The sequence below is a fragment of the Bacillus sp. AM 13(2015) genome, from assembly GCF_001518755.1.
GTDB classification, from domain to species: domain Bacteria; phylum Bacillota; class Bacilli; order Bacillales; family Bacillaceae; genus Bacillus; species Bacillus safensis.
Map to the genome: position 1 here is coordinate 46,412 of NZ_LKCP01000039.1, position 26,525 is coordinate 72,936.

General features: G+C 41.3%; 30 protein-coding genes. All 30 read left to right on the plus strand.

What is annotated here, in order from left to right; translation table 11 throughout:
• Positions 1–6: 6 nt before the first annotated feature.
• A complete protein-coding gene (gene hslU / locus AOQ70_RS05155; protein WP_059375088.1) occupies positions 7–1,407 on the plus strand; it encodes an HslU--HslV peptidase ATPase subunit in 1,401 nt (466 codons plus the stop codon).
• 34 nt (positions 1,408–1,441) lie between these two features.
• Positions 1,442–2,221 (plus strand): GTP-sensing pleiotropic transcriptional regulator CodY, encoded by a 780-nt coding sequence (gene codY, locus AOQ70_RS05160; protein ID WP_007499612.1) that lies wholly within the window; start codon positions 1,442–1,444, stop codon positions 2,219–2,221.
• 288 nt (positions 2,222–2,509) lie between these two features.
• Positions 2,510–2,899: a flagellar basal body rod protein FlgB gene (flgB, locus tag AOQ70_RS05165; protein WP_039178512.1), complete on the plus strand. Its 390-nt coding sequence runs from the start codon at positions 2,510–2,512 to the stop codon at positions 2,897–2,899.
• Positions 2,899–3,351 carry a flagellar basal body rod protein FlgC gene (flgC, locus tag AOQ70_RS05170; protein WP_024424179.1) on the plus strand — a complete coding sequence of 151 codons (453 nt, stop codon included), beginning with the start codon at positions 2,899–2,901 and terminating at the stop codon, positions 3,349–3,351. The genes flgB and flgC overlap by 1 nt, the downstream gene beginning before the upstream one ends.
• Positions 3,352–3,362: 11 nt before the next feature.
• Positions 3,363–3,680: a flagellar hook-basal body complex protein FliE gene (gene fliE, locus AOQ70_RS05175; RefSeq protein ID WP_039178515.1), complete on the plus strand. Its 318-nt coding sequence runs from the start codon at positions 3,363–3,365 to the stop codon at positions 3,678–3,680.
• A gap of 49 nt (positions 3,681–3,729) precedes the next feature.
• A complete protein-coding gene (gene fliF, locus AOQ70_RS05180; protein ID WP_039178517.1) occupies positions 3,730–5,322 on the plus strand; it encodes a flagellar basal-body MS-ring/collar protein FliF in 1,593 nt (530 codons plus the stop codon).
• 11 nt (positions 5,323–5,333) lie between these two features.
• The gene (gene fliG, locus AOQ70_RS05185; RefSeq protein ID WP_058837706.1) at positions 5,334–6,350 is read left to right on the plus strand and encodes a flagellar motor switch protein FliG; all 1,017 of its coding nucleotides are present in this window, start codon (positions 5,334–5,336) and stop codon (positions 6,348–6,350) included.
• On the plus strand, positions 6,343–7,107 hold the full coding sequence (gene fliH / locus AOQ70_RS05190) for a flagellar assembly protein FliH (protein WP_059375091.1): 765 nt from the start codon (positions 6,343–6,345) through the stop codon (positions 7,105–7,107). The genes fliG and fliH overlap by 8 nt, the downstream gene beginning before the upstream one ends.
• On the plus strand, positions 7,104–8,420 hold the full coding sequence (fliI, locus tag AOQ70_RS05195) for a flagellar protein export ATPase FliI (protein ID WP_024424174.1): 1,317 nt from the start codon (positions 7,104–7,106) through the stop codon (positions 8,418–8,420). Before fliH ends, fliI begins: the two co-directional genes overlap by 4 nt.
• An 8-nt stretch (positions 8,421–8,428) precedes the next feature.
• Entirely contained in the window at positions 8,429–8,872 is a 444-nt protein-coding gene (gene fliJ, locus AOQ70_RS05200) for a flagellar export protein FliJ (protein ID WP_058837796.1), read from the plus strand.
• 12 nt (positions 8,873–8,884) lie between these two features.
• Entirely contained in the window at positions 8,885–9,571 is a 687-nt protein-coding gene (locus AOQ70_RS05205; protein WP_059375094.1) for a MotE family protein, read from the plus strand.
• Positions 9,572–10,897, plus strand: a complete 1,326-nt coding sequence (locus AOQ70_RS05210) for a flagellar hook-length control protein FliK (protein ID WP_059375097.1) — start codon at positions 9,572–9,574, stop codon at positions 10,895–10,897.
• Complete coding sequence (gene flgD, locus AOQ70_RS05215) at positions 10,897–11,343, plus strand: flagellar hook assembly protein FlgD (protein ID WP_059375099.1); 447 nt, start codon at positions 10,897–10,899, stop codon at positions 11,341–11,343. The genes AOQ70_RS05210 and flgD overlap by 1 nt, the downstream gene beginning before the upstream one ends.
• Positions 11,344–11,360: 17 nt before the next feature.
• On the plus strand, positions 11,361–12,152 hold the full coding sequence (gene flgG, locus AOQ70_RS05220; RefSeq protein ID WP_041084857.1) for a flagellar basal body rod protein FlgG: 792 nt from the start codon (positions 11,361–11,363) through the stop codon (positions 12,150–12,152).
• Positions 12,153–12,189: 37 nt separating this feature from the next.
• Positions 12,190–12,405 carry a flagellar FlbD family protein gene (locus AOQ70_RS05225; protein WP_008344794.1) on the plus strand — a complete coding sequence of 72 codons (216 nt, stop codon included), beginning with the start codon at positions 12,190–12,192 and terminating at the stop codon, positions 12,403–12,405.
• Entirely contained in the window at positions 12,402–12,830 is a 429-nt protein-coding gene (gene fliL / locus AOQ70_RS05230) for a flagellar basal body-associated protein FliL (protein ID WP_024424168.1), read from the plus strand. Before AOQ70_RS05225 ends, fliL begins: the two co-directional genes overlap by 4 nt.
• A 32-nt stretch (positions 12,831–12,862) precedes the next feature.
• A complete protein-coding gene (fliM, locus tag AOQ70_RS05235) occupies positions 12,863–13,861 on the plus strand; it encodes a flagellar motor switch protein FliM (RefSeq protein WP_024424167.1) in 999 nt (332 codons plus the stop codon).
• Complete coding sequence (fliY, locus tag AOQ70_RS05240) at positions 13,851–14,969, plus strand: flagellar motor switch phosphatase FliY (RefSeq protein WP_059375101.1); 1,119 nt, start codon at positions 13,851–13,853, stop codon at positions 14,967–14,969. Before fliM ends, fliY begins: the two co-directional genes overlap by 11 nt.
• A gap of 27 nt (positions 14,970–14,996) precedes the next feature.
• Complete coding sequence (locus AOQ70_RS05245; protein ID WP_007499584.1) at positions 14,997–15,359, plus strand: response regulator; 363 nt, start codon at positions 14,997–14,999, stop codon at positions 15,357–15,359.
• Between the two features lie 18 nt (positions 15,360–15,377).
• Positions 15,378–16,037: a flagella biosynthesis regulatory protein FliZ gene (gene fliZ / locus AOQ70_RS05250; RefSeq protein ID WP_059375103.1), complete on the plus strand. Its 660-nt coding sequence runs from the start codon at positions 15,378–15,380 to the stop codon at positions 16,035–16,037.
• Positions 16,030–16,695, plus strand: a complete 666-nt coding sequence (fliP, locus tag AOQ70_RS05255) for a flagellar type III secretion system pore protein FliP (RefSeq protein WP_008354479.1) — start codon at positions 16,030–16,032, stop codon at positions 16,693–16,695. Before fliZ ends, fliP begins: the two co-directional genes overlap by 8 nt.
• 16 nt (positions 16,696–16,711) lie before the next feature.
• Entirely contained in the window at positions 16,712–16,981 is a 270-nt protein-coding gene (gene fliQ, locus AOQ70_RS05260; protein ID WP_003211206.1) for a flagellar biosynthesis protein FliQ, read from the plus strand.
• Between the two features lie 6 nt (positions 16,982–16,987).
• Positions 16,988–17,767 (plus strand): flagellar biosynthetic protein FliR, encoded by a 780-nt coding sequence (fliR, locus tag AOQ70_RS05265; RefSeq protein WP_024426982.1) that lies wholly within the window; start codon positions 16,988–16,990, stop codon positions 17,765–17,767.
• Positions 17,764–18,852, plus strand: a complete 1,089-nt coding sequence (gene flhB / locus AOQ70_RS05270) for a flagellar biosynthesis protein FlhB (protein WP_039178554.1) — start codon at positions 17,764–17,766, stop codon at positions 18,850–18,852. The genes fliR and flhB overlap by 4 nt, the downstream gene beginning before the upstream one ends.
• Before the next feature lie 29 nt (positions 18,853–18,881).
• Positions 18,882–20,915, plus strand: a complete 2,034-nt coding sequence (gene flhA, locus AOQ70_RS05275; RefSeq protein WP_039178556.1) for a flagellar biosynthesis protein FlhA — start codon at positions 18,882–18,884, stop codon at positions 20,913–20,915.
• Positions 20,915–22,033 (plus strand): flagellar biosynthesis protein FlhF, encoded by a 1,119-nt coding sequence (gene flhF, locus AOQ70_RS05280; RefSeq protein ID WP_039178558.1) that lies wholly within the window; start codon positions 20,915–20,917, stop codon positions 22,031–22,033. Before flhA ends, flhF begins: the two co-directional genes overlap by 1 nt.
• A complete protein-coding gene (locus AOQ70_RS05285) occupies positions 22,027–22,932 on the plus strand; it encodes a MinD/ParA family protein (protein WP_059375106.1) in 906 nt (301 codons plus the stop codon). Before flhF ends, AOQ70_RS05285 begins: the two co-directional genes overlap by 7 nt.
• Positions 22,929–24,002, plus strand: coding sequence for a protein-glutamate methylesterase/protein-glutamine glutaminase (locus AOQ70_RS05290; RefSeq protein WP_059375109.1), 1,074 nt, complete (start codon positions 22,929–22,931; stop codon positions 24,000–24,002). The genes AOQ70_RS05285 and AOQ70_RS05290 overlap by 4 nt, the downstream gene beginning before the upstream one ends.
• A 5-nt stretch (positions 24,003–24,007) precedes the next feature.
• A complete protein-coding gene (locus AOQ70_RS05295) occupies positions 24,008–26,035 on the plus strand; it encodes a chemotaxis protein CheA (protein ID WP_039178565.1) in 2,028 nt (675 codons plus the stop codon).
• Between the two features lie 24 nt (positions 26,036–26,059).
• On the plus strand, positions 26,060–26,521 hold the full coding sequence (locus AOQ70_RS05300) for a chemotaxis protein CheW (RefSeq protein WP_059375114.1): 462 nt from the start codon (positions 26,060–26,062) through the stop codon (positions 26,519–26,521).
• Positions 26,522–26,525 lie beyond the last annotated feature (4 nt).

Below are 26,525 nucleotides of genomic sequence, written 5' to 3' on the forward strand. Positions count from 1 at the left end.
AGACGTATGGAGAAAAAGCCGTTCACCCCAAGAGAGATAGTTGAAAAGCTCGATCAATACATCATTGGTCAGCTTGATGCGAAAAAAGCAGTGGCGGTGGCTTTAAGAAACCGTTACAGAAGAAGTCTTTTACATGATAAGCTAAAGGATGAAGTCGTTCCTAAAAATATTTTAATGATCGGCCCTACAGGTGTGGGGAAAACAGAAATTGCCCGAAGAATTGCTCGAATTTCTGGTGCGCCTTTTATTAAAGTGGAAGCGACGAAATTTACTGAAGTGGGTTATGTTGGCCGTGACGTAGAGTCAATGGTGAGAGATTTAGTTGAAACAGCGATTAGACTCGTCAAAGAAGAAAAAATGAAAGATGTTCAAGATGAAGCAGAAAAACAAGCAAATAAACGTCTTGTTCATTTACTTGTTCCTGGTAAGAAAAAAAGCCAGTCTGTAAAAAATCCTTTTGAGATGCTGTTTGGCGGTTCAGATGAAGATGACCGTGATCGAGATCATTCAAATGAAGAAGTGGAACTCGAATCGACAAGAAAGCGAATTGCTCATCAGCTGGCGATGGGAGAACTTGAAGATCATTACGTCACGATCGAAGTAGAAGAACAGCAGCCTTCCATGTTTGATATGCTTCAAGGCTCGGGTATGGAGCAAATGGGTATGAACATGCAGGATGCACTCGGCAATCTCATGCCTAAAAAGAAAAAACGCAGAAAGCTGACTGTCAGAGAAGCAAGAAAGGCGTTAACGGCTGAGGAAGCTTCAAAACTGATTGATATGGATGAAGTCAGTCAGGAAGCAGTCTACAAAGCAGAGCAGCAAGGAATTATTTTTATCGATGAAATCGACAAAATCGCCAAAAGCGGCGGTGCATCATCTGCAGATGTTTCTCGTGAAGGGGTTCAGCGTGATATTTTACCGATTGTAGAAGGTTCAACTGTGATGACGAAATATGGTGCCGTTAAAACTGATCATGTGCTTTTTGTTGCAGCAGGTGCATTTCATATGGCAAAGCCATCAGATTTGATTCCCGAGCTTCAGGGGCGCTTCCCAATTCGTGTAGAATTAGATAAATTAAGTATAGAAGACTTTGTGAAAATCTTAACGGAACCAGATAATGCATTATTAAAGCAATATAAAGCTTTACTTGAAACAGAAGGTATATCTCTTGAATTTTCTGACGATGCTATTCATAAGATTGCCGAAGTGGCTTATCATGTCAATCAGGAGACAGATAACATCGGTGCAAGAAGGCTTCATACTATACTTGAGAAGCTGCTTGAAGAGCTTTCATTTGAGGCGCCTGATATTACGATGGAGAAAGTGACCATTACCCCTCAGTATGTCGAAGAGAAGCTAGGAAAGATTGCAAATAACAAAGATTTAAGTCAATTTATACTTTAACAAATGAATAAAGTAATCTAGGAGGATCATTATTATGGCGTTACTACAAAAAACAAGGATTATTAACTCAATGCTGCAAGATGCAGCGGGGAAACCAGTTAATTTCAAAGAAATGGCAGAAACACTGAGAGATGTCATTGATTCAAACATTTTCGTATTAAGCAGAAGGGGAAAGCTTCTTGGTTACTCCATTAATCAACAGATTGAAAATGCACGTATGAAAAAAATGCTTGAAGATCGTCAGTTCCCTGAAGAATATACAAAGAGTCTATTCAATGTCCCAGAAACGTCTTCAAACCTTGATATTAACAGTGAATATACAGCTTTCCCGATTGAGAACCGTGACTTATTCCAATCAGGTTTAACAACAATTGTTCCAATTATCGGCGGAGGAGATCGTTTAGGTACGTTAATCCTGTCCCGCTTACAAGATACATTCACAGATGATGATTTAATTCTTGCTGAATACGGGGCAACAGTTGTTGGAATGGAGATTCTTCGCGAGAAAGCAGAGGAAATCGAAGAAGAAGCAAGAAGTAAAGCGGTTGTCCAAATGGCGATTAGCTCTCTATCATACAGTGAGCTTGAAGCGATTGAGCACATTTTTGAAGAGCTTGATGGAAACGAAGGTCTTCTTGTCGCAAGTAAAATTGCAGACCGTGTAGGGATCACACGTTCAGTGATCGTAAACGCATTACGTAAGTTAGAAAGTGCAGGCGTAATCGAATCTCGTTCTCTTGGAATGAAGGGAACGTACATCAAAGTGTTAAACAACAAATTTTTAATTGAACTCGAAAATTTAAAATCTCATTAATCAAAAACCCTTTTTAGCCGAAATAAATGCTGAAAAGGGTTTTTTTATGTGAAAAAATGAGGATTTGTCCGAAAAATGTCACTCTTTTTTCCAAGAAACCCCTTACAAATCTGTAGTGCTTTGAATCTAGGCCTTTATACCTATTCGTAAAATAGATATATATTACGAGTTTTTTTTACATATACATCATAGACTTTAATCCTATTATTTCTTACAATGAACATATGGTTTTACAAATCTCGACATGATTAAATGGAATGAAATACATATGATTGGAGGTATATGGTTTTGGATATATTTTCTGGAACGATAAGCAACCTTGAGAATGCCTTGGGCAGAGCGAATGTTAAGCAAAAAGTCATAAGCAATAATATCGCGAATATAGACACACCGAACTACAAGTCGAAAAACGTCGCATTCCATGACATGCTAAATGACGCATCGAACAAATTAGATGCTAAAAAAACATACCAAGGTCACATTGATTTTTCGAAAACAGGGTCTAATTATTCAGTTGTTTCTAGCAACCGTACTTCATATCAAGAAAACGGAAATAATGTCGATATTGATCAAGAGATGAGTGAACTCGCTAAAAACCAAATTCAGTATAATGCTTTGGTGGAAAGAATGAGCGGGAAATTTAATTCTCTTAAAACAGTTTTGACAGGAGGTAAGTGATGTCGATTTTTTCAGGAGTGAACGCTTCGGCCTCAGCATTAACGGCACAGAGGCTCAGAATGGACGTTGTATCCTCAAACCTTGCAAATATGGATACAACAAGAGCTAAACAGGTTGATGGCAACTGGGAGCCTTATAGACGTAAACTTGTCACATTACAGCCGTCAGGTGAATCATTTTCATCTATATTGAACTCAAGTATGAATTCGAGCGGCAAATTAGGAAACGGCGTCAAAGTAACAAAGATTACAGAAGACGAAACTCCATTCAACCTTCAATATGATCCTACAAATCCCGATGCCAATGAAAATGGATATGTTCAAACACCAAATGTCGATCCATTAAAAGAAATGGTCGACCTCATCAGCAGCTCAAGATCATATGAAGCAAACGTGACTGCTCTAAATGCGAACAAAAGCATGCTGATGAAAGCTTTAGAAATAGGAAAGTAAGGTGAAAAGAATTGGTTAATGCAATATCTCCTTTCCAGCTTCAAACCGCTCAGCAAGCAAGTGAATTGACGAATGCATCGTCCTTGCAGGCGGCTGCACCTAAAAGTCAAACGAATTTCTCTGATGTGCTGAAGAATTCCATTGAGGCATTAAATCAATCACAGCTGAAATCAGACCAGTATACAAATGCGCTTGCACAAGGAAAAGATGTCAATCTCGATGAAGTCATGATTGCTTCACAAAAAGCGAGTGTCACACTCACAGCTGCGACAGAGTTTCGAAATAAAGCAGTCGAAGCGTACCAAGAGATTATGAGAATGCAGATGTAGGAGGTGCTGGTGGACAAAAAAAGACTGAATGGAATGACCGGGGGTTAAGATGAATCGTACTTTAATGCAATTAAGAACAAAAACAGTTGAGTTTTGGCGAAATCGATCAAAATTACAAAAAATACTCATGATTGGCGGCGTTGCTGCCCTAGCAATCATTATTACGGTTGTTAGCATCTTTGCTTCTTCTGAAAAAATGGTTCCGCTCTTTAGAGACTTGTCTGAGGCAGAAGCTGGACAAATCAAACAGGAACTAGATGGCAAAAACGTTAAATCGGAACTTGCAAACAATGGAACAACGATTCTCGTTCCAGAAAAGCAAGCAGACTCTTTAAAAGTAACACTCGCATCTGAAGGGCTTCCTAAGACAGGCAACATTGATTATTCCTTCTTTGCAAACAATTCAGGCTTCGGTTTAACAGATAATGAATTTGATGTTCTGAAAGTAGACGCAACTCAGACAGAACTATCTAATCTGATCAATACAATTGATGGGATTAAAGATTCAAAAGTGATGATTAACCTGCCAAAAGATTCCGTTTTTGTTGGAGAAGAGCAAAGTAATGCATCAGCATCCATTGTGCTGCAAGTTGAGCCTGGCTACACGCTTACGCCGCAGCAAGTAAAAGGCCTTTATCATCTTATTTCAAAAAGTGTGCCGAATTTAAAAACAGAAAACATTGTCATTATGGACCAAGATTCCAACTACTACGACTTAAACACCAGTTCCGATTCTTATGCAAGTGGAATGGATGCACAGCAGCAGAAAAAAGAAGAAATCGAAAAGAATCTTCAAAGAAAAATTCAGCAGCTGCTCGGAACAATGATGGGTCAAGATAAAGTGGCTGTATCGGTCACAACAGACATTGATTTTACTGAAGAAAAAAGAAAAGAAGACCTTGTAGAACCTGTTGATAAAGAAAACATGCAGGGGATTGCTGTCAGCGCTGAAAAGATTGCTGAAACATATTCAGGCAATGGAGCAGCAGCTGGAGGCACCGCTGGAACAGGTGACGATGATGTCACAAATTATCAAGGTGCCGATGGAGCGAATGGAAGCGGAGATTACGAAAAGAGTGAAGATCGTATCAATTATGAAGTCAACCGCATTCATAAAGATATCAAAGAAAGCCCTTATAAAATTAGAGATGTTGGCATTCAAGCGTTGGTCGAACCACCAACTGCAAACGATGCAAACTCTTTAACAGCTGAAAGACAAGATGATATCAAAAAGATTCTTTCAACGATCATTAGCACATCGATTGATAAAGAATACACAAATGGTCAAGCGCTCACTCAAGCAGACTTAGATAACAAAATCGTTTTATCAGTATCAAAATTAGACGGTAAACAGCAAACTGCGGCAGATAACCCTTCAAACAATATTCCAATCTGGGTTTATATTGTAGGCGGTGTGCTCCTACTTGCAATTATCGCTCTTATCATTCTTCTTGTACGTAAGCGTAGAAGAGATGAGGAAGAAGAGTTTGAGTTTGATGAACGTACACCAATCGATGTTCCTGATATCGACACTGAACCAGAAACAGAAGAAATGGTGAGAAAAAATCAGCTTGAAAAAATGGCAAAAGAAAAACCAGAAGACTTTGCTAAATTGCTACGCAGCTGGCTGTCCGAGGATTAGGAGGAATACACATGTCGAGAAAAGATCCAAATCGACTAACAGGCAGACAAAAAGCAGCAATCCTAATGATTTCCTTAGGGCTAGACGTGTCAGCATCTGTATACAAACATCTGTCTGAAGACGAAATAGAAAAATTAACATTAGAAATTTCCAATGTACGAAGTGTAGATACTGCTAAAAAAGATGAAATCATCGAAGAGTTTCACAGCATTGCCATCGCGCAGGACTACATATCGCAGGGCGGTCTTTTGTACGCAAGACAAGTGCTTGAAAAAGCGCTTGGTGAGGACAAAGCGGACAGTATCTTAAACCGATTAACATCCTCTCTTCAAGTCAAACCATTTGATTTTGCTCGAAAGGCTGAACCAGAACAAATTTTAAACTTTATCCAGCATGAGCATCCACAAACGATTGCGCTCATCCTTTCCTACCTGGATCCAGTGCAGGCTGGGCAAATTTTATCTGAGTTAGGCGAGGAAGTACAAACTGAGGTTGCAAGACGTATTGCCTTAATGGACCGCACATCTCCAGAGATCATCAATGAGGTGGAACGCATTCTTGAACAAAAGCTGTCTTCAACCTTTACGCAGGACTATACGCAAACAGGCGGAGTCGAAGCGGTTGTGGAAGTGCTAAATGGTGTAGACCGTGCTACGGAGAAGACCATTTTAGACACACTTGAAATTCAAGATCCTGAACTTGCTGATGAAATTAAGAAACGTATGTTTGTCTTTGAAGATATTGTCACTCTTGACAGCAGAGCGATTCAGCGCGTCATCAGAGATGTTGAAAATGATGACTTATTGCTCGCACTCAAAGTGGCAAGCGAAGAGGTCAAAGAAATTGTCTTCCGCAACATGTCACAGCGGATGGTCGAAACATTCAAAGAAGAAATGGAGTTTATGGGGCCTGTCCGGCTTAGAGATGTCGAGGAAGCACAAACCCGTATTGTCAGCATCGTAAGACGACTTGAGGAAGCTGGAGAAATCGTCATAGCTCGAGGCGGAGGAGACGATATCATTGTCTAGGATTATCAAACATGAAACATCTGTTATTCCTGAACAAGGACGGCAAACGATTCCTTTACAGCAAGTGGAGTTTAAAAGAGAACATCACGAAGAAGAGCTTGTCAATGAAACCGAAGCATCACAGCTTGTACTTAGTGATGCAGAAGATCAGGCGAGCCGCATATTAGAACAAGCAAACAGTGAGCTGGAAAAAACAATGGCTGAAATCAATCAGCGCAGAACTGATTTTGAAGAAGAAAGAATACAGCTCATTGAAGAAGCGAAACAAGCAGGTTATCAAGACGGCTTTCAAAAGGGCGAAGCAGATGCGAATTTGCAGTACCAAGCTATTCTTGATCAAGCAAATGACATCGTCGGTCTTGCAAGGCAGGACTACGAAGAAAAAATTGAAAGCTCTGCTGAGCAAATTGTGGAACTTGCTTTTGAACTCGCTAAACGCGTTTGGAATGCAGCTGAGGAGACGAAAGATCAATTTTTGGCTCTTGTGAAGCAGGTCATTTCAGAAGTGAAAGAATATGACGATATTTCCATCTATGTTGACCCTGAACATTACGAGCATGTGATGGAATATAAAGACGAATTGATTAGAATCCTTCAAAAGGATACACATCTTGCCATTTACTCGGATGAAAAAGCGCCAAAAGGAACTTGTTACGTAGAAACAAGTTTTGGAAAAGTGGAAGCGAGTGTTGATACCCAATTGAATCAGCTGAAAGAAAAATTATTAGAAGTCATTGATTCAGGTGATCACAAATGAAAATGGATGTGTTAAAAGAAACGATTGAAACCGCTGATCCTTATAAACGATTTGGAAAAGTCAACCGAGTGGTTGGGCTGATGATTGAATCTAAGGGGCCGGAGAGTTCGATCGGTGACGTGTGCCTCATTCATAAAAAAGGGAGCAAGCACCATCCGATCAAAGCAGAGGTCGTAGGGTTTAGAGATGAAAACATTCTGCTCATGCCTTATGTAGAAGCATCCAATATTTCACCAGGAAGTCTTGTGGAAGCGACGGGTGAGTCGCTGAAGGTCAAAGTAGGGACTGGATTAATTGGTGAAGTCGTTGATGCCTTCGGTGATCCGCTTGATGGCAGTATGCTTCCGAAAGGACTTGCACCTGTTTCGACAGATCAATCACCCCCAAATCCGATGGACAGACCGCCTATTCGAGAAAAGATGGGTGTCGGCGTTAGAGTCATTGATAGTCTGCTCACAGTTGGCACTGGTCAAAGGATCGGGATTTTTGCCGGAAGTGGTGTTGGAAAAAGTACCTTAATGGGGATGATTGCAAAGCAGACAGAAGCAGACCTCAATGTGATTGCCCTTGTTGGAGAGCGTGGCCGTGAAGTTCGTGAGTTTATTGAAAAGGATTTAGGTGCTGAAGGACTGAAGCGATCAATTGTTGTCGTCGCAACTTCTGACCAGCCTGCTCTGACGAGACTGAAAGCTGCCTATACTGCAACAGCCATTGCGGAATATTTCAGAGACAGAGGCAAAAATGTCATGTTCATGATGGATTCTGTTACGAGGGTTGCCATGGCGCAAAGGGAAATAGGTCTTGCAACTGGCGAGCCGCCAACAACAAAAGGATATACACCATCAGTGTTCGCTATACTGCCAAAATTGCTCGAACGAACTGGGACAAATCAGCTTGGTTCGATCACAGCGTTTTACACAGTTCTTGTTGATGGGGACGATATGAATGAACCGATCGCTGATACAGTGAGGGGGATCCTGGATGGCCACATTGTACTTGATCGTGCTTTAGCCAACAAAGGACAATTTCCCGCTGTTAATATTTTGAAAAGTATCAGCCGTGTCATGAGCAATATCGCAAGTCATGATCACAAGGAAGCGGCTAACCGGTTCCGCCAGCTTTTATCCACTTATCAAAACGCTGAAGACCTCATTAATATTGGAGCATATAAAAAAGGCTCCTCTAAAGATATTGATGAGGCCATGCAGGCTTACCCTCATCTGATTTCATTTTTGAAGCAGGATGTAGAAGAGGCTGTATCTATTGAAGACAGTGTGAGTTTATTGCTCAGTTTGATGAATAGAGAGGATTGACAAAAACAGTGAGATATCAATACAAATTTCAAAAGCTCTTAGAACTGAAAGAAAGTGAAAAAGACAAGTCACTCGCAGCGTACCAACAATCCGTTTCGGCATTTGAGCAAGTCGCTGAAAAACTCTATGAAAATATGAGTAAAAAAGAGCTAATGGAAAAAAGCAAAGAAGAAAAGCTGAAAAGTGGAATGAGTGTTCAAGAAATGCGTCATTACCAGCAATTTGTGACCAACTTAGATAACACCATTCAGCATTATCAGCAGCTTGTGATCATGAAACGTCATCAAATGAATGAAAAACAATCTGATTTAACTGAAAAAAACATTGAGTTTAAAAAGTTTGAAAAAATGAAAGAAAAGCAATTTGAAAAGTTTTCCCTTGAACATAAGGCAATTGAAATGAAAGAAATGGATGATATCTCTATCAGCCAATTCATGTTTCAAGGACATTAGGAGTCGAGATGAATGCCTAAGAAGGAAAAAACGAAGGAATCAGGCGGCGGGAAATTTCAATGGATCTTGTTTATTGTCATCATCCCATTGATTGTGCTTGTGATTGTCACTGGCACGATCCTTTATATGGCAGGTTTTGATCTAAAGAAGCCGCTCCAAAACATTCCGGTGATCAGCAGCTTAGTTGGTTCAGATGACACCTCAAAAACGTCATCTTCACCTAATGATCAAAACGATGCAGAGTTGAAAGAACTGAAAAAGACCATTAAAGAGCAAAAAAATGAGCTCGAAATTGCACAAAAAGATTTGAAAACAAGTGATGAAGAGATTAAAAGACTGAATCAAAAAATCAACTCACTTGAAAAAACATCTGAAAATGATGCAAAGAATACGTCAGCCAATGACAGTTCATCGAATAATACGTCAGGTAATAACTCGGCAGCAGAGTCCTCTGATGCAGCGGCATCCTCTAATCAGCAGACAAAAGGAAAGATCGCTAGCATTTATGAAAGCATGGACCCAGGGAAATCCGCCAAAATTTTATCAGAACTAAGTGATAAAGAGGCGTTAAAAATCCTTGAAGAGCTGAGCAAAAATAAACTGACAGACATATTAGCAAAACTGACACCTCAGAAGGCAGCAACGTTTACAAAAGAGCTTGCCAAAAAAGAAGAACGTGAAAATGGGGGTGGACAATAAGTGAAGCTATTGGATATTGCAGCCTTACAGCAATCTTCTCAAGGTCTCTCGGGAACAAAGGGAGGCGGCACGGCAACTGCCAGCGGTTTGTTTAAACAATTACTTAGCGGAGCAGGCGCCCAAAGCGGTCCTGTTAATACTGAGACAGCCGCTGCTGCCTCTCTTTCTATCAATGATGCGATGCAGATTATTGAAAAATGGATGCAATCACCTGAAGAAGGAATGAGCGCAGACCTACTAAGTGCGCTTCAAACACTACAAGGTCAAACACTTGAAGCAACTGATCTCAAGTCACTTGAAGAATTATTTCAAAAAATGGGATCTTCCATTTACGGTGATCAAGCTGAAAAGCCAGGTTCTGAACATAGTGAACAGCTCATACAAGTCCACTTTTTCATCTATCAATTGCTTAATCAACAGCCGCTCAGCTTTGATGCGAAACTTGTGCAGGATATTGAAGGAAAAGGTCAAGACTTCATCGACTTTCTTTCGAAAAACGGGGTAGATGACAAACTCGTTCAGCAAGTAAAAGAGCAGTTCTTTTCGCAGGGTTCAGCACCAAAGCTGAATTCGATGACTCAAAGTGAGCTAAAGCACTTTAATCAGTTAATCGATCATATGATGGCGAGTGCGAAAGGATCTGACAAAGAGTGGAAAATTTCACTAGGAGAGTTGAAGGATCTGGTCTCTCCAAAACAAGAATCTACTCTCGCTTCTCCGGCAAAAGGGAATGCATCTCTTGAGTGGCTCATCAAAAAAGAAGTCGTTAAAGGACAAAGCACTGCTGCGCCAGCTTCTGAAAAAATAATGACCCACTCGCTTCTGCCAGGTCATAAGCAGTTTTTCCAACTGCAGTCAGCGGCTCCTGTTCAGCAGACACAAACGACTGATGAAAAGCCAGGAACAGTTGATCAGCAAATTCTAAACACGTGGAAGCAAATGAAATTCACGCCGTTTGGCAATTCAAGCGGACGGTTTACCGTTCGATTAAATCCTGAAAATCTTGGATTTATTACCATTCAGCTAACGAAACAAAACGGTATGTATGCGAGTAAAATTACAGCCTCGACGCAAGCAGCAAAAGAGCTGTTAGAGCATCACCTTCCGCAGCTCAAGCAGGCGCTACCGAATATGTCGGTTCAAGTGGACCGTTTTCATATACCGCTTCAATCAAATGAGCAGCCGTTATTTGGACAGTTTAGTGAAGAAAACAAGCAGCAGCAGCCAAAAGGACAGAATTTCCAGCAGACTGATGAACAGGAAGCAGAATTCCAAGATGTCCTGGATGCTCTTGTTGGGTCAGATGAAGAAGAGGAGGAGATCTAATGGCAACAGTTGATGCTACGAATAGAACAGCCGCACAAACAGACACTTCTTCAAAAGCAGAAAAGAAAACAGATACGCTCGGCAAAGATCAATTCTTGAAAATTTTGCTCACACAGCTTCAAAACCAAGATCCGACAAACCCGCTTGATGACCGTGAGTTTGTCACGCAGCTTGCCACTTTTTCATCTTTAGAACAGCAAACCAATATGAACGATTCGATCACCAAGCTGAATCAGCTCATGTCTACATTTGTTGCACACCAAGATCCGTTTACGACGTATGTAGGCTGGATTGGTAAAGAAGTAACGGGCAAGCTGGATGATAAAGAGATATCGGGAACTGTGAAGTCTGTTAAAAACATAGACAATGAATACTTGCTTATTTTGGAAGATGGAACGAAAATCAGCCCTTGGGACGTTACAGCAGTTGGAGAAAAAACGAAGTAATTAGAGGAGGAAAATAAATGTTACGCTCACTTTACTCAGGAATTAGCGGAATGAAAAACTTCCAAACAAAATTAGATGTGGTAGCCAATAACGTAGCCAACGTCAATACACACGGATACAAAAAAAGTCGTATCACGTTTAAAGATATGGTCAGTCAGACAATTGCAAGCTCTGGTGGACCAACAAACAACTCTGGTTCAATCAACTCAAAACAAGTTGGTTTAGGCTCAGCTTTATCTTCTATTGATAAAGTTATGTCAGCGGGATCTTCTCAAAATACAGATGAACCTTACGACTTCTATATCAATGGAGATGGATTTTTCCGTATTGAAAGTCAAGGAGAAGTTCTTTATACAAGAACAGGGAACTTTAGACGTGATTCAGAGGGGAATTTAACCACTACTGATGGAAATTACCTTCTTGGAATGGATGGACAAAAGATAACGATTCCAGATGGCATTTCAAGTGTCAGTGTTGGTCCAGATGGAACCATTTCGGTTGTTGAAAACAACGTATCTAGAAATGTTGGACAGATTTCACTCGTATCTTTTAGTAACGCAGCAGGATTAGACAAAGTTGGCGACAACCTTTACCGCCAAACGTTAAGCTCAGGTGCACCAAGTAACCCTATCGTACCTGGTGAACAAGGAACTGGCGTGATCCAAACAGGGAAACTTGAAATGTCAAACGTTGATTTAACAGACGAGTTTACCGAAATGATTATCGCGCAGCGCGGATTCCAATCGAATGCAAAGACGATCACAACTTCTGATGAAATTCTGCAAGAGCTTGTGAATCTGAAACGATAGGAGGTAGGGGGAGCGGATGATCGCTTCTCTGCTTAATATGATTGAAGTGACAAGATTAAATGGCAAAGGATTTATGCTGAACGCTCTCCATATCGAGCAAATCGAAAGTTTTCCAGACACGACCATTACTTTGGCCAATGGAAAGAAATTCGTTGTGAAAGAAGATGAAGAGCAGCTTCAAGAGAAAATCATTTCTTTCTACAGAAAAATCCAAGTCATTTCATTGAATCAAGGAATAGAGGAATTTGAATGAAGAAGAAATTAGTCGTAGTAATGCTAATCATGATTATTGCCATCGTCGGAATTGGAGCAGGCATCTTTTTTCTGCTGAATGGGTCAGACGAAGCAAAAGCTGAAAAAGAGCCAACAGCAGATGAAGTCGTAAAAGCTTCTGTTGAAATTCCTGAGATTATCACCAATTTAAAATCTGAAGGAAATGCTGTCAAACTTGTCCTGAATATTGAAACGGACTCTGAAAAGGCAAAATCAGAGCTTGAGAAAAGAAGTTTCCAAGTAAAAGATGCTGTAATCGACATTTTATCAGACACGAATGCAGATGAACTTGATGGCAAAAAAGGCAGAGAACATTTTAAAACACAAGTCAAAAACAAAGTGAATAACTATTTGCAAGATGGCAAGGTGAAAGAAGTATATATAACCTCCTTTAATCTGCAATAGAGGCGATTAATTAACGCGATGGAGGTGAAGAAATGTCAGGAGAAGTGCTTTCCCAGAATGAGATCGACGCATTATTATCCGCCATCTCAACAGGCGAAATGGATGCAGAAGAGCTGAAAAAAGAAGAAACGACGAAAAAAGTGAAGGTGTATGACTTTAAACGTGCACTGCGCTTTTCAAAAGACCAGATTCGAAGTTTAACAAGGATTCATGATAACTTCGCTAGACTGCTCACCACGCATTTTTCAGCGCAGCTAAGATCATATATTCAAATTACTGTCAGCTCGGTTGACCAAGTACCATACGAAGAATTTATTCGTTCGATTCCTAATATGACATTATTAAACTTATTTTATGTCAGCCCGCTTGAAGGAAGAATCATGCTTGAAGTGAACCCAACAATCGGCTATGCGATGATGGACAGGCTGATGGGCGGGATTGGCATTAGTCATAATAAGACAGAATCACTTACAGAAATTGAAACAAAGATTATCTCAAACATGTTTGAGGGAGCTTTGGAAAATTACAGAGAAGCGTGGCAGTCCATAACCGACATCGAGCCTGAAATGGCAGATTTCGAGGTAAATCCCCAGTTTGTTCAAATGGTGTCACCAAACGAAACAGTTGTCGTCATTTCTCTTAATACACAGATTGGCGAGGTAAGCGGGGTTATTAACCTATGTATTCCTCACGTTGTATTAGAGCCTATTATTCCGAAGCTGTCTGTACACTACTGGATGCAGTCTGAACGAAATGAACCAAAACAGCAAGAGACAAAGGCCATTGAAAAACGGATTATGAAGGCAAAAATACCGGTAGTCGCAGAGCTGGGACAATCGGAAATGACGGTGGAAGAGTTTTTGAATTTGGAAATTGGTGATTGTATTGCCTTGGACAAACCAGTAAATGCGCCTCTTACTGTTATGGTCGGAAATAAACCGAAATTCTTGGGACAGGCCGGCCGCGTGAATCGGAAACAGGCGATTCAAATTCTAGATCACGACATAAGAGGTGAAGAAGATGGAGAATAACGGAAGTAAATTATCACAAGACGAAATCGATGCGCTCCTTAAAGGAGGCAGCAATGACGATATAGAGCCTGATACAATCCTTTCTGCAATGGAGCAAGATGCCATTGGAGAAATCGGAAATATTTCATTTGGCAGCTCTGCAACAGCACTTTCAACCCTATTAAATCAAAAAGTGGAGATTACAACTCCAACGGTTACAGTCATTCAAAAAAGTAAGCTGAATGAGGAATTTCCTCATCCGTATGTCGCTATTGAAGTGAATTATACAGAGGGCTTCAGCGCAAGTAACCTGCTTGTTATCCAGCAAACAGATGCAGCAGTCATTGCGGACTTAATGATGGGCGGAGACGGCACAAATGCTGACCCTTCTTTAAGCGAAATTCATTTAAGTGCAGTGCAAGAAGCGATGAACCAAATGATGGGTTCTGCTGCGACGTCTATGTCGACAGTCTTTAATAAAAAGATTGATATTTCTCCGCCGCGCGTCGAATTACTTGATGTGAAAGAAGGAGAAGGGACAGACCGCATTCCAGCTGAAGAAATGCTTGTCAAAGTATCCTTCAGATTAACAATAGGTGAACTGATCGATTCAAATATTATGCAGCTTTATCCTATTACATTTGCGAAGGATTTAATCGCAGAATTAACAGTTCCTGCGCAAGAAGAAGAGCCTGTTCAAGAAGCTCAAGTGAGCACACCTGAACCTCAGCCGGCAGCACCGCAAACGCAGTCTGCCCCAGCGCAGCAAGCAGCACCGCCGAAAAGACAGGCGAAGCCGGCAGCACCTGTAAATGTGGCGCCAGTCGAATTTGAAGCGTTCAGTGAGCCTCAGCATACAACAAGCCAGCTTGGAAATCTTGATATGCTGATGGACATTCCGCTTTCCATTACGGTGGAACTTGGAAGAACTCAGCGCAGTGTGAAAGAAGTTCTTGAGCTTTCAGCTGGAAGTATCATTGAACTGGACAAACTTGCTGGTGAGCCAGTAGACATTCTAGTTAACAAACGAATCGTCGCCAAAGGGGAAGTCGTTGTCATTGATGAGAACTTTGGTGTTCGTGTGACTGACATTTTAAGCCAGTCAGAAAGACTTTCTAATTTAAAATAAACAAACATACAGGGAGAGAATAAGTAAATGGCTACTAAGGTATTAATCGTAGATGATGCAGCATTCATGAGAATGATGATCAAGGATATTCTTGTAAAAAACGGATTTGATGTAGTAGGAGAAGCAGAAAACGGCGCACAAGCAGTTGAAAAATACAAAGAAACATCTCCTGATCTTGTCACAATGGATATCACAATGCCAGAAATGGACGGAATCACTGCACTAAAAGAAATTAAACAAATCGATGCTTCTGCAAAAATCATCATGTGTTCTGCAATGGGACAGCAGTCAATGGTTATTGACGCGATCCAAGCAGGCGCAAAAGACTTTATCGTGAAGCCATTCCAGGCAGACCGTGTACTTGAAGCAATTAATAAAACGTTAGGCTAAAAAAGGGTGTAAGATTTGTTGAAAAAACGTTTGATATGTATAGCAATGATCAGTTTTATGCTTTTCTTGACGATGCAGCCTGCCTCACTGTTTGCTGAAACGAAAGATCCTGAGAATGGCACAGTGAATGACTGGCTCAAAGATGAGAAAGAAAGCAAAAAGGATACAGAGAAGAAAACCACTGACAATCAAACGAATCCGGCAGAAGAAGTTCCCTCTTCTTCTGTCTCCATTATGGATTTTGTCAAAATGATTGGTGCCTTACTATTTGTCATCCTGCTTATTTATGGATTGGTGAGATTTGTTGGTAAGCAAAACCGCTTACTCAAACCATTTCGCTATGTTGAAAATATTGGCGGAACGACAGTCGGACAAAACCGTTCAGTCCAGCTGATCAAGGTGGGCAAACGAGTATTAGTTGTCGGCGTAGCAGATTCAATCCAGCTGCTAAAAGAAATTGATGATGAACAAGAATGTGAAGCAATCGTAAAACAATATGAAGAAGCGATGGAGAGTAAGACCGATTTACCAAAAATGGTTCAAAAATTCACATCGCAGGTAAAGAAACATGATCAGCCGAACACTTCTTCTTTTTCAGCCAATTTAAAGGCGCAGCTAGCCGAATTGAAAAAGACCCAATCAGAAGTCAGAAAGAAAGGCCCGAAACAAAATGAATGAGTTTATCGATTTATTTAATTCCAGCGGTGCAGGAAATATCAGCACATCTGTCCGTCTTCTATTACTTTTAACTGTATTTTCGGTTGCACCGGGCATTCTCATTTTAATGACGTGTTTTACACGGATTGTGATTGTTCTTTCATTTGTCAGAACATCACTTGCAACCAACTCAATGCCGCCAAACCAAGTGCTTGTTGGACTTGCTTTGTTTCTCACATTTTTTATCATGGCACCCACGTTCTCACAGATTAATAAAGAGGCGCTCACGCCGCTTTTAAATGATGACATCACGTTAAATCAGGCGTATGAAAAAGCCGAAGTGCCGATTAAAGAGTTTATGAGTAAACATACAAGACAGAAAGATTTGGCTTTATTTCTTAGCTACGCAAAAATGGATACACCTGAATCGATTAAAGATATTCCATTAACGGCGATGGTTCCCGCTTTTGCCATCTCAGAATTAAAGACGGCATTTCAAATTGGTTTTATGATCTTTATTCCATTTTTAATTATTGACATGGTGGTCGCAAGTGTTCTGATGTCAATGGGGATGATGATGCTTCCGCCGGTTATGATATCACTCCCTTTCAAAATATTGTTATTTGTTTTAGTCGATGGATGGTATTTGATAGTTAAATCTTTGCTGCAAAGCTTTTAGAGTAGGTGCTTAAAACATGAGTTCAGAATTTGTCATTACGATGGCTGAAAGATCAGTGTATGTAGTATTGCTTGTGAGTGGGCCGCTTCTAGCGCTCGCACTCATTGTGGGACTGATTGTCAGTGTGTTTCAGGCGACAACCCAAATTCAAGAACAAACGCTTGCGTTTATTCCTAAGATTGTTGCAGTACTCATTGGACTTGTTGTGTTTGGTCCATGGATGCTTTCAACAATCGTGTCCTTTACGACAGAGCTGTTCTCGAATTTAGATCGATTTGCAGGTTAACCAGCGATGTCAATCATAGAATTATTTCCTGCTTTTCTATTAGTTTTTATTCGGATCACCGCTTTTTTTGTGACAGTACCGCTTTTAGCGCATAGAACGATCCCAGCTGTACACAGAGTTGGATTCTCGCTGTTTTTAGCTGTCATTAGTTTTAGCACCATAAAGGAACCGCCAGCACTTGACATCGACGGTCTTTATATGATGCTTGCGGTGAAAGAAGCAATGGTCGGTCTGCTGCTTGGGCTGATTGCATACATCATGGTGTCCGCTGTTCAAATTGCCGGCTCATTCATTGATTTTCAAATGGGTTTTGCGATTGCCAATATTATCGATCCGCAAACAGGGGCGCAGACGCCGCTGATGGGACAGTTTTTTTATACGGTCACATTGCTGTTGATGCTGGCAACAAACGCACATCACCTGCTGCTTGATGGAATCTATTACAGCTTTCAATACATTGCAGTTGATCAATACGCGCTGAATTTCGGCAGTGAATCCTTTGCTTACTTTATCGCAAAGAGCTTCAACCAAATGTTTATCATCGCCTTTCAAATCTCAGCACCTGTAGTGGCAAGTCTGTTTTTAGTCGATTTGGCACTGGGGATTGTGGCACGTACAGTTCCTCAAATGAACGTATTTGTGGTTGGACTTCCTATTAAAATGGGTGTGAGTTTTATTATGATCATCATCTGTATGGGCGTCATCTTCGGTGTTGTCCAAAATACATTTGAAACGATTGTACTCACCATGAGGAATTTCTTAGCATTGGTCGGTGGTTCGTCATGATGACAAGGCTTAGACTAGACTTGCAATTTTTCGCAGGTGAAAAAACAGAAAAAGCAACGCCGAAAAAAAGACGGGATTCACGTAAAAAAGGACAGGTTGCCAAAAGTACCGACGTCAATACAGCCATCTCATTTCTATTAATCTTTTTATCATTCTTTTTTATTGGGCCTTTTATGAAAGAGCGGATTATCGCGCTCATTGAACGTTTTTATTCAACAACCATGCTAATGAAGGTTAGCACATCTAATATTCATCAATTATTCTTGGAATTGCTTCAGGAAACAGGGATCCTCCTTATGCCAATCCTTGGTGTTGGTATGCTGGCAGGCGTTCTCAGTAACTATTTACAAGTCGGCTTTCTCTTTTCGACAGAAGTGATTCAACCGAAATTAGAAAAGCTTGACCCAATCAAAGGATTTAAACGAATATACAGTATTCGAGCCCTCGTAGAGCTATTAAAATCCATTTTGAAAATTGGCTTTGTTGGCTTTGCGACATTTATTGCTCTTTGGATGCACTTTGATGAAATTCTGCGGCTTCCTTTATTAACAGCAGAGGAAACCCTTCATTTCGTCGCAAATATGACCTTGATTATGGGGCTGTATGCTGCTGGTGCTCTTCTGATCTTGGCAGGGCTTGATTATATGTATCAGAAATTTGATTATGAAAAAAACTTGCGGATGTCCAAACAAGACATCAAAGATGAGTATAAAAAATCTGAGGGTGACCCGCTCATCAAATCAAAGATTAAACAGCGTCAGCGGGAAATGGCCATGAGACGGATGATGCAGGAAGTCCCAAAAGCGGACGTCATCATTACAAACCCAACCCACTATGCCATTGCTTTAAAGTATGACGAAGAAAAAATGGACGCGCCCTATGTTGTAGCAAAGGGAACGGATATTTTGGCTTTGAAAATTAGAACGATTGCGAAAGAACATGATGTCATGACTGTAGAGAACAGGCCGCTTGCCCGCGCGCTCTATGATCAGGTCGACATCGACCAAGCGGTGCCAGAAGAATACTTTAAGGCTATCGCAGAAATTTTAGCTTACGTCTATAAAACGAAACAAAAGATTTTATGAATTTTTGGTTTTAAAAGGAGAGAACAGGCATGTCAGCAAGAGATTTATCTGTTTTATTCAGTGTTATTTTAATTGTGGCGATGCTGGTCATACCGTTTCCGCCCGTTTTATTAAGTATTTTAATCATTATTAATATTTCTCTTGCGCTTATCGTGCTTCTCACCACAATGAACATGCAAGAACCACTGCAATTTTCAATTTTTCCATCATTGCTTTTGCTCTTAACGCTGTTTCGTTTAGGGCTTAACATCTCTACAACACGTTCTATTCTTTCAACAGGAGATGCTGGGAAAGTTGTTGAAACGTTCGGTTCATTTGTTGTTGGAGGAAATATCCTCGTTGGTCTTGTTGTTTTCCTTATCCTGATCATCATTCAGTTTATTGTTATCACAAAAGGGGCAGAGCGTGTATCAGAGGTTGCGGCAAGATTTACACTCGATGCGATGCCAGGTAAACAAATGAGTATTGACGCAGATTTAAATGCAGGAATGCTGACAGAAAGTGAAGCAAGAAATCGCCGTGAAAAAGTAGCGAGAGAAGCAGACTTTTATGGAGCAATGGATGGTGCCAGTAAGTTCGTAAAAGGGGACGCCATCGCAGGTATTATCATCGTCATCATCAATATTATATTTGGAATCATTATCGGGATGCTTCAGCAAGGCATGTCGATTCAAGAATCAGCTTCACACTTTACCCTATTAACGGTAGGAGACGGAATCGTTTCGCAAATTCCGGCACTCCTCATTTCAACGGCGACAGGGATTGTTGTGACTAGAGCAGCTTCTAATGGAAACCTTGGGTCAGACATTACAGGTCAGCTCTTCGCATTCCCAGCCATGCTTTATGTGACAGCGGGCACGATCTTCCTTCTTGGGCTGTTTACGCCAATCGGCATACTTTTGACAGGGCCGATCGCAGGTTTACTTGCACTTGGCGCATACATGATGTCGAAAAACAAACAAGACCAAGAAGAAATTGAAGAGGTACTGGAGGAACAGGCAGAGGTAGAAGAGATGAAAAGTCCAGAAAGCGTTATTCATCTCCTGCAAATGGATGCCATTGAATTTGAATTTGGCTACGGCCTCATCCCGCTCGCTGATGCAAACCAGGGCGGTGACCTGTTAGACCGAATTGTGATGATCCGAAGGCAGCTTGCCCTCGAACTGGGTCTTGTCATTCCAGTCGTCCGGATCCGGGACAATATTGCACTGAACCCAAATGAATACCGATTGAAAATTAAAGGGAACGAAGTAGCAAAAGGGGAGCTGCTGCTTGATCACTACTTAGCGATGTCCCCAACGCCTGATGATGATCCAATTGAAGGGATTGAAACAATCGAACCATCCTTTGGACTGCCGGCTAAATGGATATCCGAAGCAGAAAAAGATCAGGCTGAGATGCTAGGCTATACGGTTGTGGACCCAGCATCTGTCGTGTCTACTCACATCACAGAGAAGATTAGACAAAACACACACGAACTGCTCGGACGCCAAGAAACGAAGCAATTAATCGATCATCTGAAAGAAAGTTATCCTGTCTTAGTGGATGAGGTAACGCCAAATCCGCTGGCAGTCGGTGATATTCAAAAAGTACTGGCGAAGCTGCTGAAAGAAAAGGTCTCTATCCGAAACCTTGTCACCATTTTTGAGACGCTTGCAGACTACGGAAAATTAACGACTGATACAGATTTATTAACAGAGTATGTCAGACAGGCGCTGGCAAGACAGATTACCGCACAGTATGCAAGAGAAGATGAATCACTCAAAGTCGTGACATGTTCAGGCCGAGTAGAAAAGGTGATTGCAGACAGCGTTCAGCAGACAGAGCATGGCAACTACTTATCGTTAGATCCAGAATCCTCTGAAAGTGTGATTCAATCAGTGGCGAGAGAAATTGAACAGCTTTCGCTTCGTCAGGAAACGCCGGTTCTATTATGCTCTCCTCCTATAAGAATGTACGTGAAGCAGTTGTTAGAAAGATATTTCCCAGATTTACCGGTACTATCTTATAACGAACTAGAAGCGAATGTGGAAGTACAGAGCATCGGAGTGGTGGATATCTAATGAAAATGAAAAAAATCACAGCAAATTCTATGCAGGAGGCAACGATTCAAATCAGGCAGCAGCTTGGGAAAGATGCCGTTATTTTAAATTCCAAAACCGTTGTCAAACGCAAACTGTTTGGTTTAAAGAAACAGCAAATGGTCGAAGTGATTGCAGTGCTGGATCAAGATTTCGAAGAAAGAGCTGGTAAAGGGTTAAAACCTGTGCCGCCTCTTCCAGTGTTACCAAAAAAGGAACAAGTTCAAAAGCAGCCCGAAGAGCCATCCTTTGCTCCCAAAGCGGCGAAACCAGCGCCTACTCATACTCAGCCTTTAGAATATGTGAGGAATGAACGGCATGCTGGTATTCTGCCTGAACCTCTCGTAGCAATCGATCAAAAGCTAAAGGATCAAGGTCTTGATGATGCTATTCGAGACGAATGCCTGAAAGGTCTTTTAACAAAGGGCGCGGTTAAAGAAGATCACATAGAAAAAGAACTTGAACAACTGCTGACAGATATGCTGCCAGCTAAAACCTCTGATGAGCCGATGATTTCTTCAAAATACATTGTACTGTTCGGTTCAACTGGAGCTGGTAAAACGACAACGATTGCAAAGCTGGCTGCTAAAACGGCCATTCAGCAGCAAAAAAAGATCGCTTTTATTACAACTGATACGTACCGGATTGCAGCGATCGAACAGCTGAAAACATATGCTGAACTGCTGAATGCACCGCTTGAGGTTTGTTATTCGAGAGAGGATTTTGTAAAAGCTCAAGAGACCTTTAAAGAGTATGATCATATTTTCATCGATACAGCAGGCCGTAACTTTAAAGAAGAAGCGTATATCAAAGAGCTGACCGACATTATTCCATTTGATGAGAGCATTCAAAGTTTTCTCGTGATGAGTGCTACATCAAAATATCAAGACATGAAAGCCATGGTCAAGCGCTTTGAACACGTTCCAATCGATCAATTCATTTTTACAAAAGTAGATGAAACGGACACGATGGGAACCATTTTTCAAATCATTGCTGACTCTCAAATCAAACTTGGTTTTTTAACAAATGGCCAAAATGTGCCTGAGGATATTCTTGAAGGTTCTCCTCGTGAACTTACAAGGATGGTTTTACAATCATGAAGCCCGACCAAGCAGAAGGGCTAAGAAAACTAGTTCAGCAGAGTCAAATGATCACACCGGCTCCTCATAACGTCAACGGACAGGCAAAAACCATTGCCGTTATGAGCGGCAAAGGCGGGGTAGGTAAATCGAATTTGACACTGAATATGGCACTGTCTATCGCAAGCACAGGCAAAAGAGTGTTAGTAATCGATCTTGATTTTGGGATGGGGAATATTGATATTTTACTAGGGAAAACATCGACTAGCTCTATATTAGATGTTCTCGTTAGAAAAAAATCCTTCCAAGCAGCTATGACAAAAGGAACGGATAACCTATATTACATTTCTGGCGGAAGCGGCCTTGAACAGCTGTTTTCTTTAGATAAAGATCAATGGTCGTTCTTTTTGGAAGAGATGGAAAAAATGATGCAGGGCTTCGATTGTATATTCTTTGATATGGGTGCCGGGCTGTCAAAAGATCAGCTGCCATTTGTCTTATCAGCAGGAGAAGTAGTCGTTGTGACTACGCCAGAGCCAACATCCATCATGGATGCCTACAGCGCAATTAAACACTTAGCCATTCATCAGTTTGAACGGTCTGTGCAAATCATTGTCAACCGGTGTAAAACCCCGTCAGAAGGGTCTGAAACCTACCGGAAATTAGCAGGAGTGGTCACAAGTTTTCTTCACAGAAAACTTGTATTCGCTGGCGCTGTGCCTGATGATCCTGCGGTTCCTAAAGCAGTATCAGAACAAATTCCATTTTATATGAAGCAGCCTCATTCAAGGCTGAGTAAAACCATTAAGATGCTGGCAGAAACACTATATCATCAGCAGATAAGAGAGGCACGGAGAGAACAGCATACGTTTATAGATAAGTTGTCCTCTTTTTTTAAAAGGAGGAAGGTGGACTCATGATTAGAGTGCTAGTAGTAGATGACTCGGCCTTTATGAGAAAACTCATTAGTGATTTTCTAAGTGCTGAGCAAGAAATTGAAGTCGTCGGAACGGCGCGAAATGGGGAAGATGCCTTAAAACGGATCAAGGAACTGAATCCAGATGTTGTCACATTAGATGTGGAAATGCCTGTTTTAAATGGAACAGAAGCATTAAAACAAATTCTGGCTGAACACGACCTTGCCGTAATTATGGTGTCAAGCCAGACAAAGCAAGGAAAAGATTTAACCATCCATTGCTTAGAACTCGGTGCTTTCGACTTTGTGACAAAACCTTCGGGAAGTATTTCGCTCGATTTGCACAAAGTGAGAGGGCAAATTGTAGAGCGGGTACTTGCGGCAGGACTGTCAAGGAAACGCACTGAAGAGAAGGTGTCTCCTAAGCCGGTGATAAAGCCGCCAAGTCCAGTGGCTGCACCCCGTCTGCAAACAGTAAAAGGCGCCTCACTCCGAAAGATTATTTCTATTGGAACATCTACAGGAGGGCCAAGGGCACTTCAACGAGTCGTAACGAAGCTGCCTAAGGACATAGAGGCACCTATATTGATTGTGCAGCATATGCCGGCAGGATTTACGGCATCACTTGCTGCTAGGTTAGACCATTTATCACAAATTACGATTAAAGAAGCGCAAGATGGAGACATCGCGAAAAATGGAGTGGCTTACATAGCTCCTGGTGGAATGAATATGTCACTTCATGACCAAGGGGGATCACTTGTTATCAGGCTGTCCCCTGAAGACACGGAAAGCCGGCACAAACCATCTGTTAACTATTTATTTGAATCCATCAGCAATATAAAGGGTTACGAGAAAATCGCTGTCATTATGACAGGCATGGGCAGTGACGGTACGGAAGGTGTCAAAAAAATGGTCGCAAGCGGTCATACGAAAGTCATTGCAGAAAAAGAAGAATCATGTGTTGTTTTCGGAATGCCTAAATCAGTCATTAAATCAGGCCTTGCACATGAAACAAGGCATGTGGATGACATCGCACATGCAATTATAAGCTCCATGAAAAAAGAGAGGGCGTGAACACGTTGGATGTAAACCAATACTTAGATATCTTTTTAGATGAAAGCAGAGAACACTTACAAACTTGTAATGAAAAACTTCTTGATTTAGAAAAGAACCCAACCGACTTGCAGCTAGTGAATGATATATTCAGAGCAGCTCATACATTGAAAGGCATGAGTGCAACGATGGGCTTTGATGATATGGCTCACTTAACGCATCATTTAGAAAACATGTTTGATGCTATCCGTAATGAACAAATGATTGTCACTCCTGAGTCAATGGATACGATGTTCGAAGCACTCGATCATCTTGAAGCAATGGTTCAATCGATTGCAGAAGGAGGAGACGGGAAACGTGATGTCACTGAGATTAGTAAAAAGCTAGATGTGACAGGAAGCCATGCTGAGGCAGCTTCTAGCGTTGAAACAGCAGATGCATCAGCAGCTGCTAATGACTTAGATTATAACGAATTTGAACGAACGGTTCTTGATGAAGCGAGAGAGCAAGGCTTTAAATGCTATGAACTCAACGTGACATTAAGCGAAGCGTGCTTACTAAAAGCCGTTCGTGTCTATATGATTTTTGAAAGACTAAATGAAGCAGGCGAGGTTGTCAAAACCGTTCCGAATGCAGAGCTGTTAGAATCAGAAGATTTCGAATCAGAATTCAGCATTTCTTATCTTTCTAAACTGCCGATGGACGAAGTGCAGAAAATCGTCACGGCGATCTCAGAGGTTGAGAAGGTTGAGATCTCTGAAGTCTCCGCATTTGATGAAGCAGCTCCGGCTGAAAAACAAGAGGCGCAGCCTGAACAGAAAAAAGAAGAAGTCTCCGTTCCTGCTGCGAAAGCGCCAGCAAATGATGCACCAAAAGCAAATGGCAATAACGGTGCAGCTGCCGGCGGAACAAAAACAATTCGTGTCAACATCGACCGTCTAGATTCTCTAATGAATCTATTTGAAGAACTTGTGATTGATAGAGGCCGATTAGAACAGATTGCCAAAGAACTAGAAAATAACGAACTCACAGACACAGTCGAAAGAATGACACGTATTTCTGGAGACCTGCAATCAATCATCCTGAACATGAGAATGGTACCTGTGGAAACTGTCTTTAACAGATTCCCGCGTATGATTCGTCAATTGACGAAAGAGCTTAATAAGAAAATCGAACTTATTATTGAGGGTGCTGAGACAGAGCTTGATCGAACAGTGATCGACGAGATTGGAGATCCGCTCTTGCACTTACTTAGAAACAGTCTAGATCACGGGATTGAATCACCAGAAGAACGTGTGAAAAAAGGCAAGCCGGAAAAAGGTACGGTTCTATTAAAAGCGTATCATAGCGGAAACCATGTCTTCATTGAAGTAGAGGATGATGGAGGCGGGATTAACCGTAAAAAGGTGCTTGAAAAAGCATTAGAGCGCGGAGTTATTACAGAAAGAGAAGCAGAAACGCTTGAAGATCATCAAATTGATTCATTGATCTTTGCAGCAGGATTCTCTACAGCTGACACGATTTCTGACATCTCAGGCCGCGGTGTAGGTCTTGACGTTGTGAAAAACAAGCTGGAATCACTTGGCGGATCTGTGAGTATTAACTCAACAGAGGGACAGGGCTCCCTATTCTCGATCCAGCTTCCGCTGACACTATCGATTATTTCCGTTCTTCTTGTAAAACTGGAAGAGGAAACATTTGCGATTCCGATTTCTTCTATTATTGAAACGGCTGTCATTAAGAAAAGTGACATCCTGCAAACGCATGATCGTGAAGTGATTGATTTCCGCGGATTTATCGTACCGGTCGTGTACTTGAAGAAACAATTCCACGTACCAAATGCGAATGAATTAGAGGAAGAACTGCACATCATTGTTGTTCGTAAAGGAGACAAGCTGACAGCATTTGTGGTCGATTCATTTATTGGTCAGCAAGAGGTTGTATTGAAATCACTAGGAGATTATCTGCCAAACGTATTTGCGATATCCGGCGCAACGATCCTAGGTGACGGTCAAGTTGCACTCATCGTTGACTGTAATGCACTGATCAAGTAAAAAACAATAGAGGAGCGGTCTGAAATGAGTACAGATATCAAAACTGGCGAAAAGATGATTGTGTTTATCGTAAACAAAAAAGAATACGCCATTTCAGTATCAGAAGTAAAGTCCATTGAAAAATGGCAGCAGCCGACAAGAGTTCCTGGCGTTGCCCCTTATATATGCGGTGTTATTAATTTACGCGGTGTCGTGACACCTGTCATTGACCTGAGAGTCAGACTTGGTTCTACTGACAACGAGATTACAGATGAAACAAGAATGATCATTGTACAAGTTGGTGAAATTGAAGTCGGCTGGATTGTTGATGAAGCAAATGATGTCATAACCGTTCATCAGGAAGAAGTAGAATCTTCTCCTGAATCAGCTGAAAAAGAAGGACAGTCATGGGTGACAGGTATTATTAAGCATGATCAGCGTCTTTTCAATATCATTCATGCCGGTGCTGTCCTCGACAAGAGCGTTCAAGGTGCACCTGTTCATTAAGGGG

Bases quoted from the DNA above. Each gene is read 5' to 3' on its own strand.
- fliG (WP_058837706.1), top strand. From the start codon at position 5,334: ATGTCGAGAAAAGATCCAAATCGACTAACAGGCAGACAAAAAGCAGCA.
- fliI (WP_024424174.1), top strand. From the start codon at position 7,104: ATGAAAATGGATGTGTTAAAAGAAACGATTGAAACCGCTGATCCTTAT.
- codY (WP_007499612.1), top strand. From the start codon at position 1,442: ATGGCGTTACTACAAAAAACAAGGATTATTAACTCAATGCTGCAAGAT.
- fliQ (WP_003211206.1), top strand. From the start codon at position 16,712: ATGAGTTCAGAATTTGTCATTACGATGGCTGAAAGATCAGTGTATGTA.
- fliM (WP_024424167.1), top strand. From the start codon at position 12,863: ATGTCAGGAGAAGTGCTTTCCCAGAATGAGATCGACGCATTATTATCC.
- AOQ70_RS05205 (WP_059375094.1), top strand. From the start codon at position 8,885: ATGCCTAAGAAGGAAAAAACGAAGGAATCAGGCGGCGGGAAATTTCAA.
- hslU (WP_059375088.1), top strand. From the start codon at position 7: ATGGAGAAAAAGCCGTTCACCCCAAGAGAGATAGTTGAAAAGCTCGAT.
- AOQ70_RS05290 (WP_059375109.1), top strand. From the start codon at position 22,929: ATGATTAGAGTGCTAGTAGTAGATGACTCGGCCTTTATGAGAAAACTC.
- flhB (WP_039178554.1), top strand. From the start codon at position 17,764: ATGATGACAAGGCTTAGACTAGACTTGCAATTTTTCGCAGGTGAAAAA.
- fliP (WP_008354479.1), top strand. From the start codon at position 16,030: ATGAATGAGTTTATCGATTTATTTAATTCCAGCGGTGCAGGAAATATC.
- fliL (WP_024424168.1), top strand. From the start codon at position 12,402: ATGAAGAAGAAATTAGTCGTAGTAATGCTAATCATGATTATTGCCATC.
- fliY (WP_059375101.1), top strand. From the start codon at position 13,851: ATGGAGAATAACGGAAGTAAATTATCACAAGACGAAATCGATGCGCTC.
- flgD (WP_059375099.1), top strand. From the start codon at position 10,897: ATGGCAACAGTTGATGCTACGAATAGAACAGCCGCACAAACAGACACT.
- AOQ70_RS05225 (WP_008344794.1), top strand. From the start codon at position 12,190: ATGATTGAAGTGACAAGATTAAATGGCAAAGGATTTATGCTGAACGCT.
- AOQ70_RS05245 (WP_007499584.1), top strand. From the start codon at position 14,997: ATGGCTACTAAGGTATTAATCGTAGATGATGCAGCATTCATGAGAATG.
- flhF (WP_039178558.1), top strand. From the start codon at position 20,915: ATGAAAATGAAAAAAATCACAGCAAATTCTATGCAGGAGGCAACGATT.
- flgG (WP_041084857.1), top strand. From the start codon at position 11,361: ATGTTACGCTCACTTTACTCAGGAATTAGCGGAATGAAAAACTTCCAA.
- flhA (WP_039178556.1), top strand. From the start codon at position 18,882: ATGTCAGCAAGAGATTTATCTGTTTTATTCAGTGTTATTTTAATTGTG.
- fliR (WP_024426982.1), top strand. From the start codon at position 16,988: ATGTCAATCATAGAATTATTTCCTGCTTTTCTATTAGTTTTTATTCGG.
- flgC (WP_024424179.1), top strand. From the start codon at position 2,899: ATGTCGATTTTTTCAGGAGTGAACGCTTCGGCCTCAGCATTAACGGCA.
- AOQ70_RS05300 (WP_059375114.1), top strand. From the start codon at position 26,060: ATGAGTACAGATATCAAAACTGGCGAAAAGATGATTGTGTTTATCGTA.
- fliF (WP_039178517.1), top strand. From the start codon at position 3,730: ATGAATCGTACTTTAATGCAATTAAGAACAAAAACAGTTGAGTTTTGG.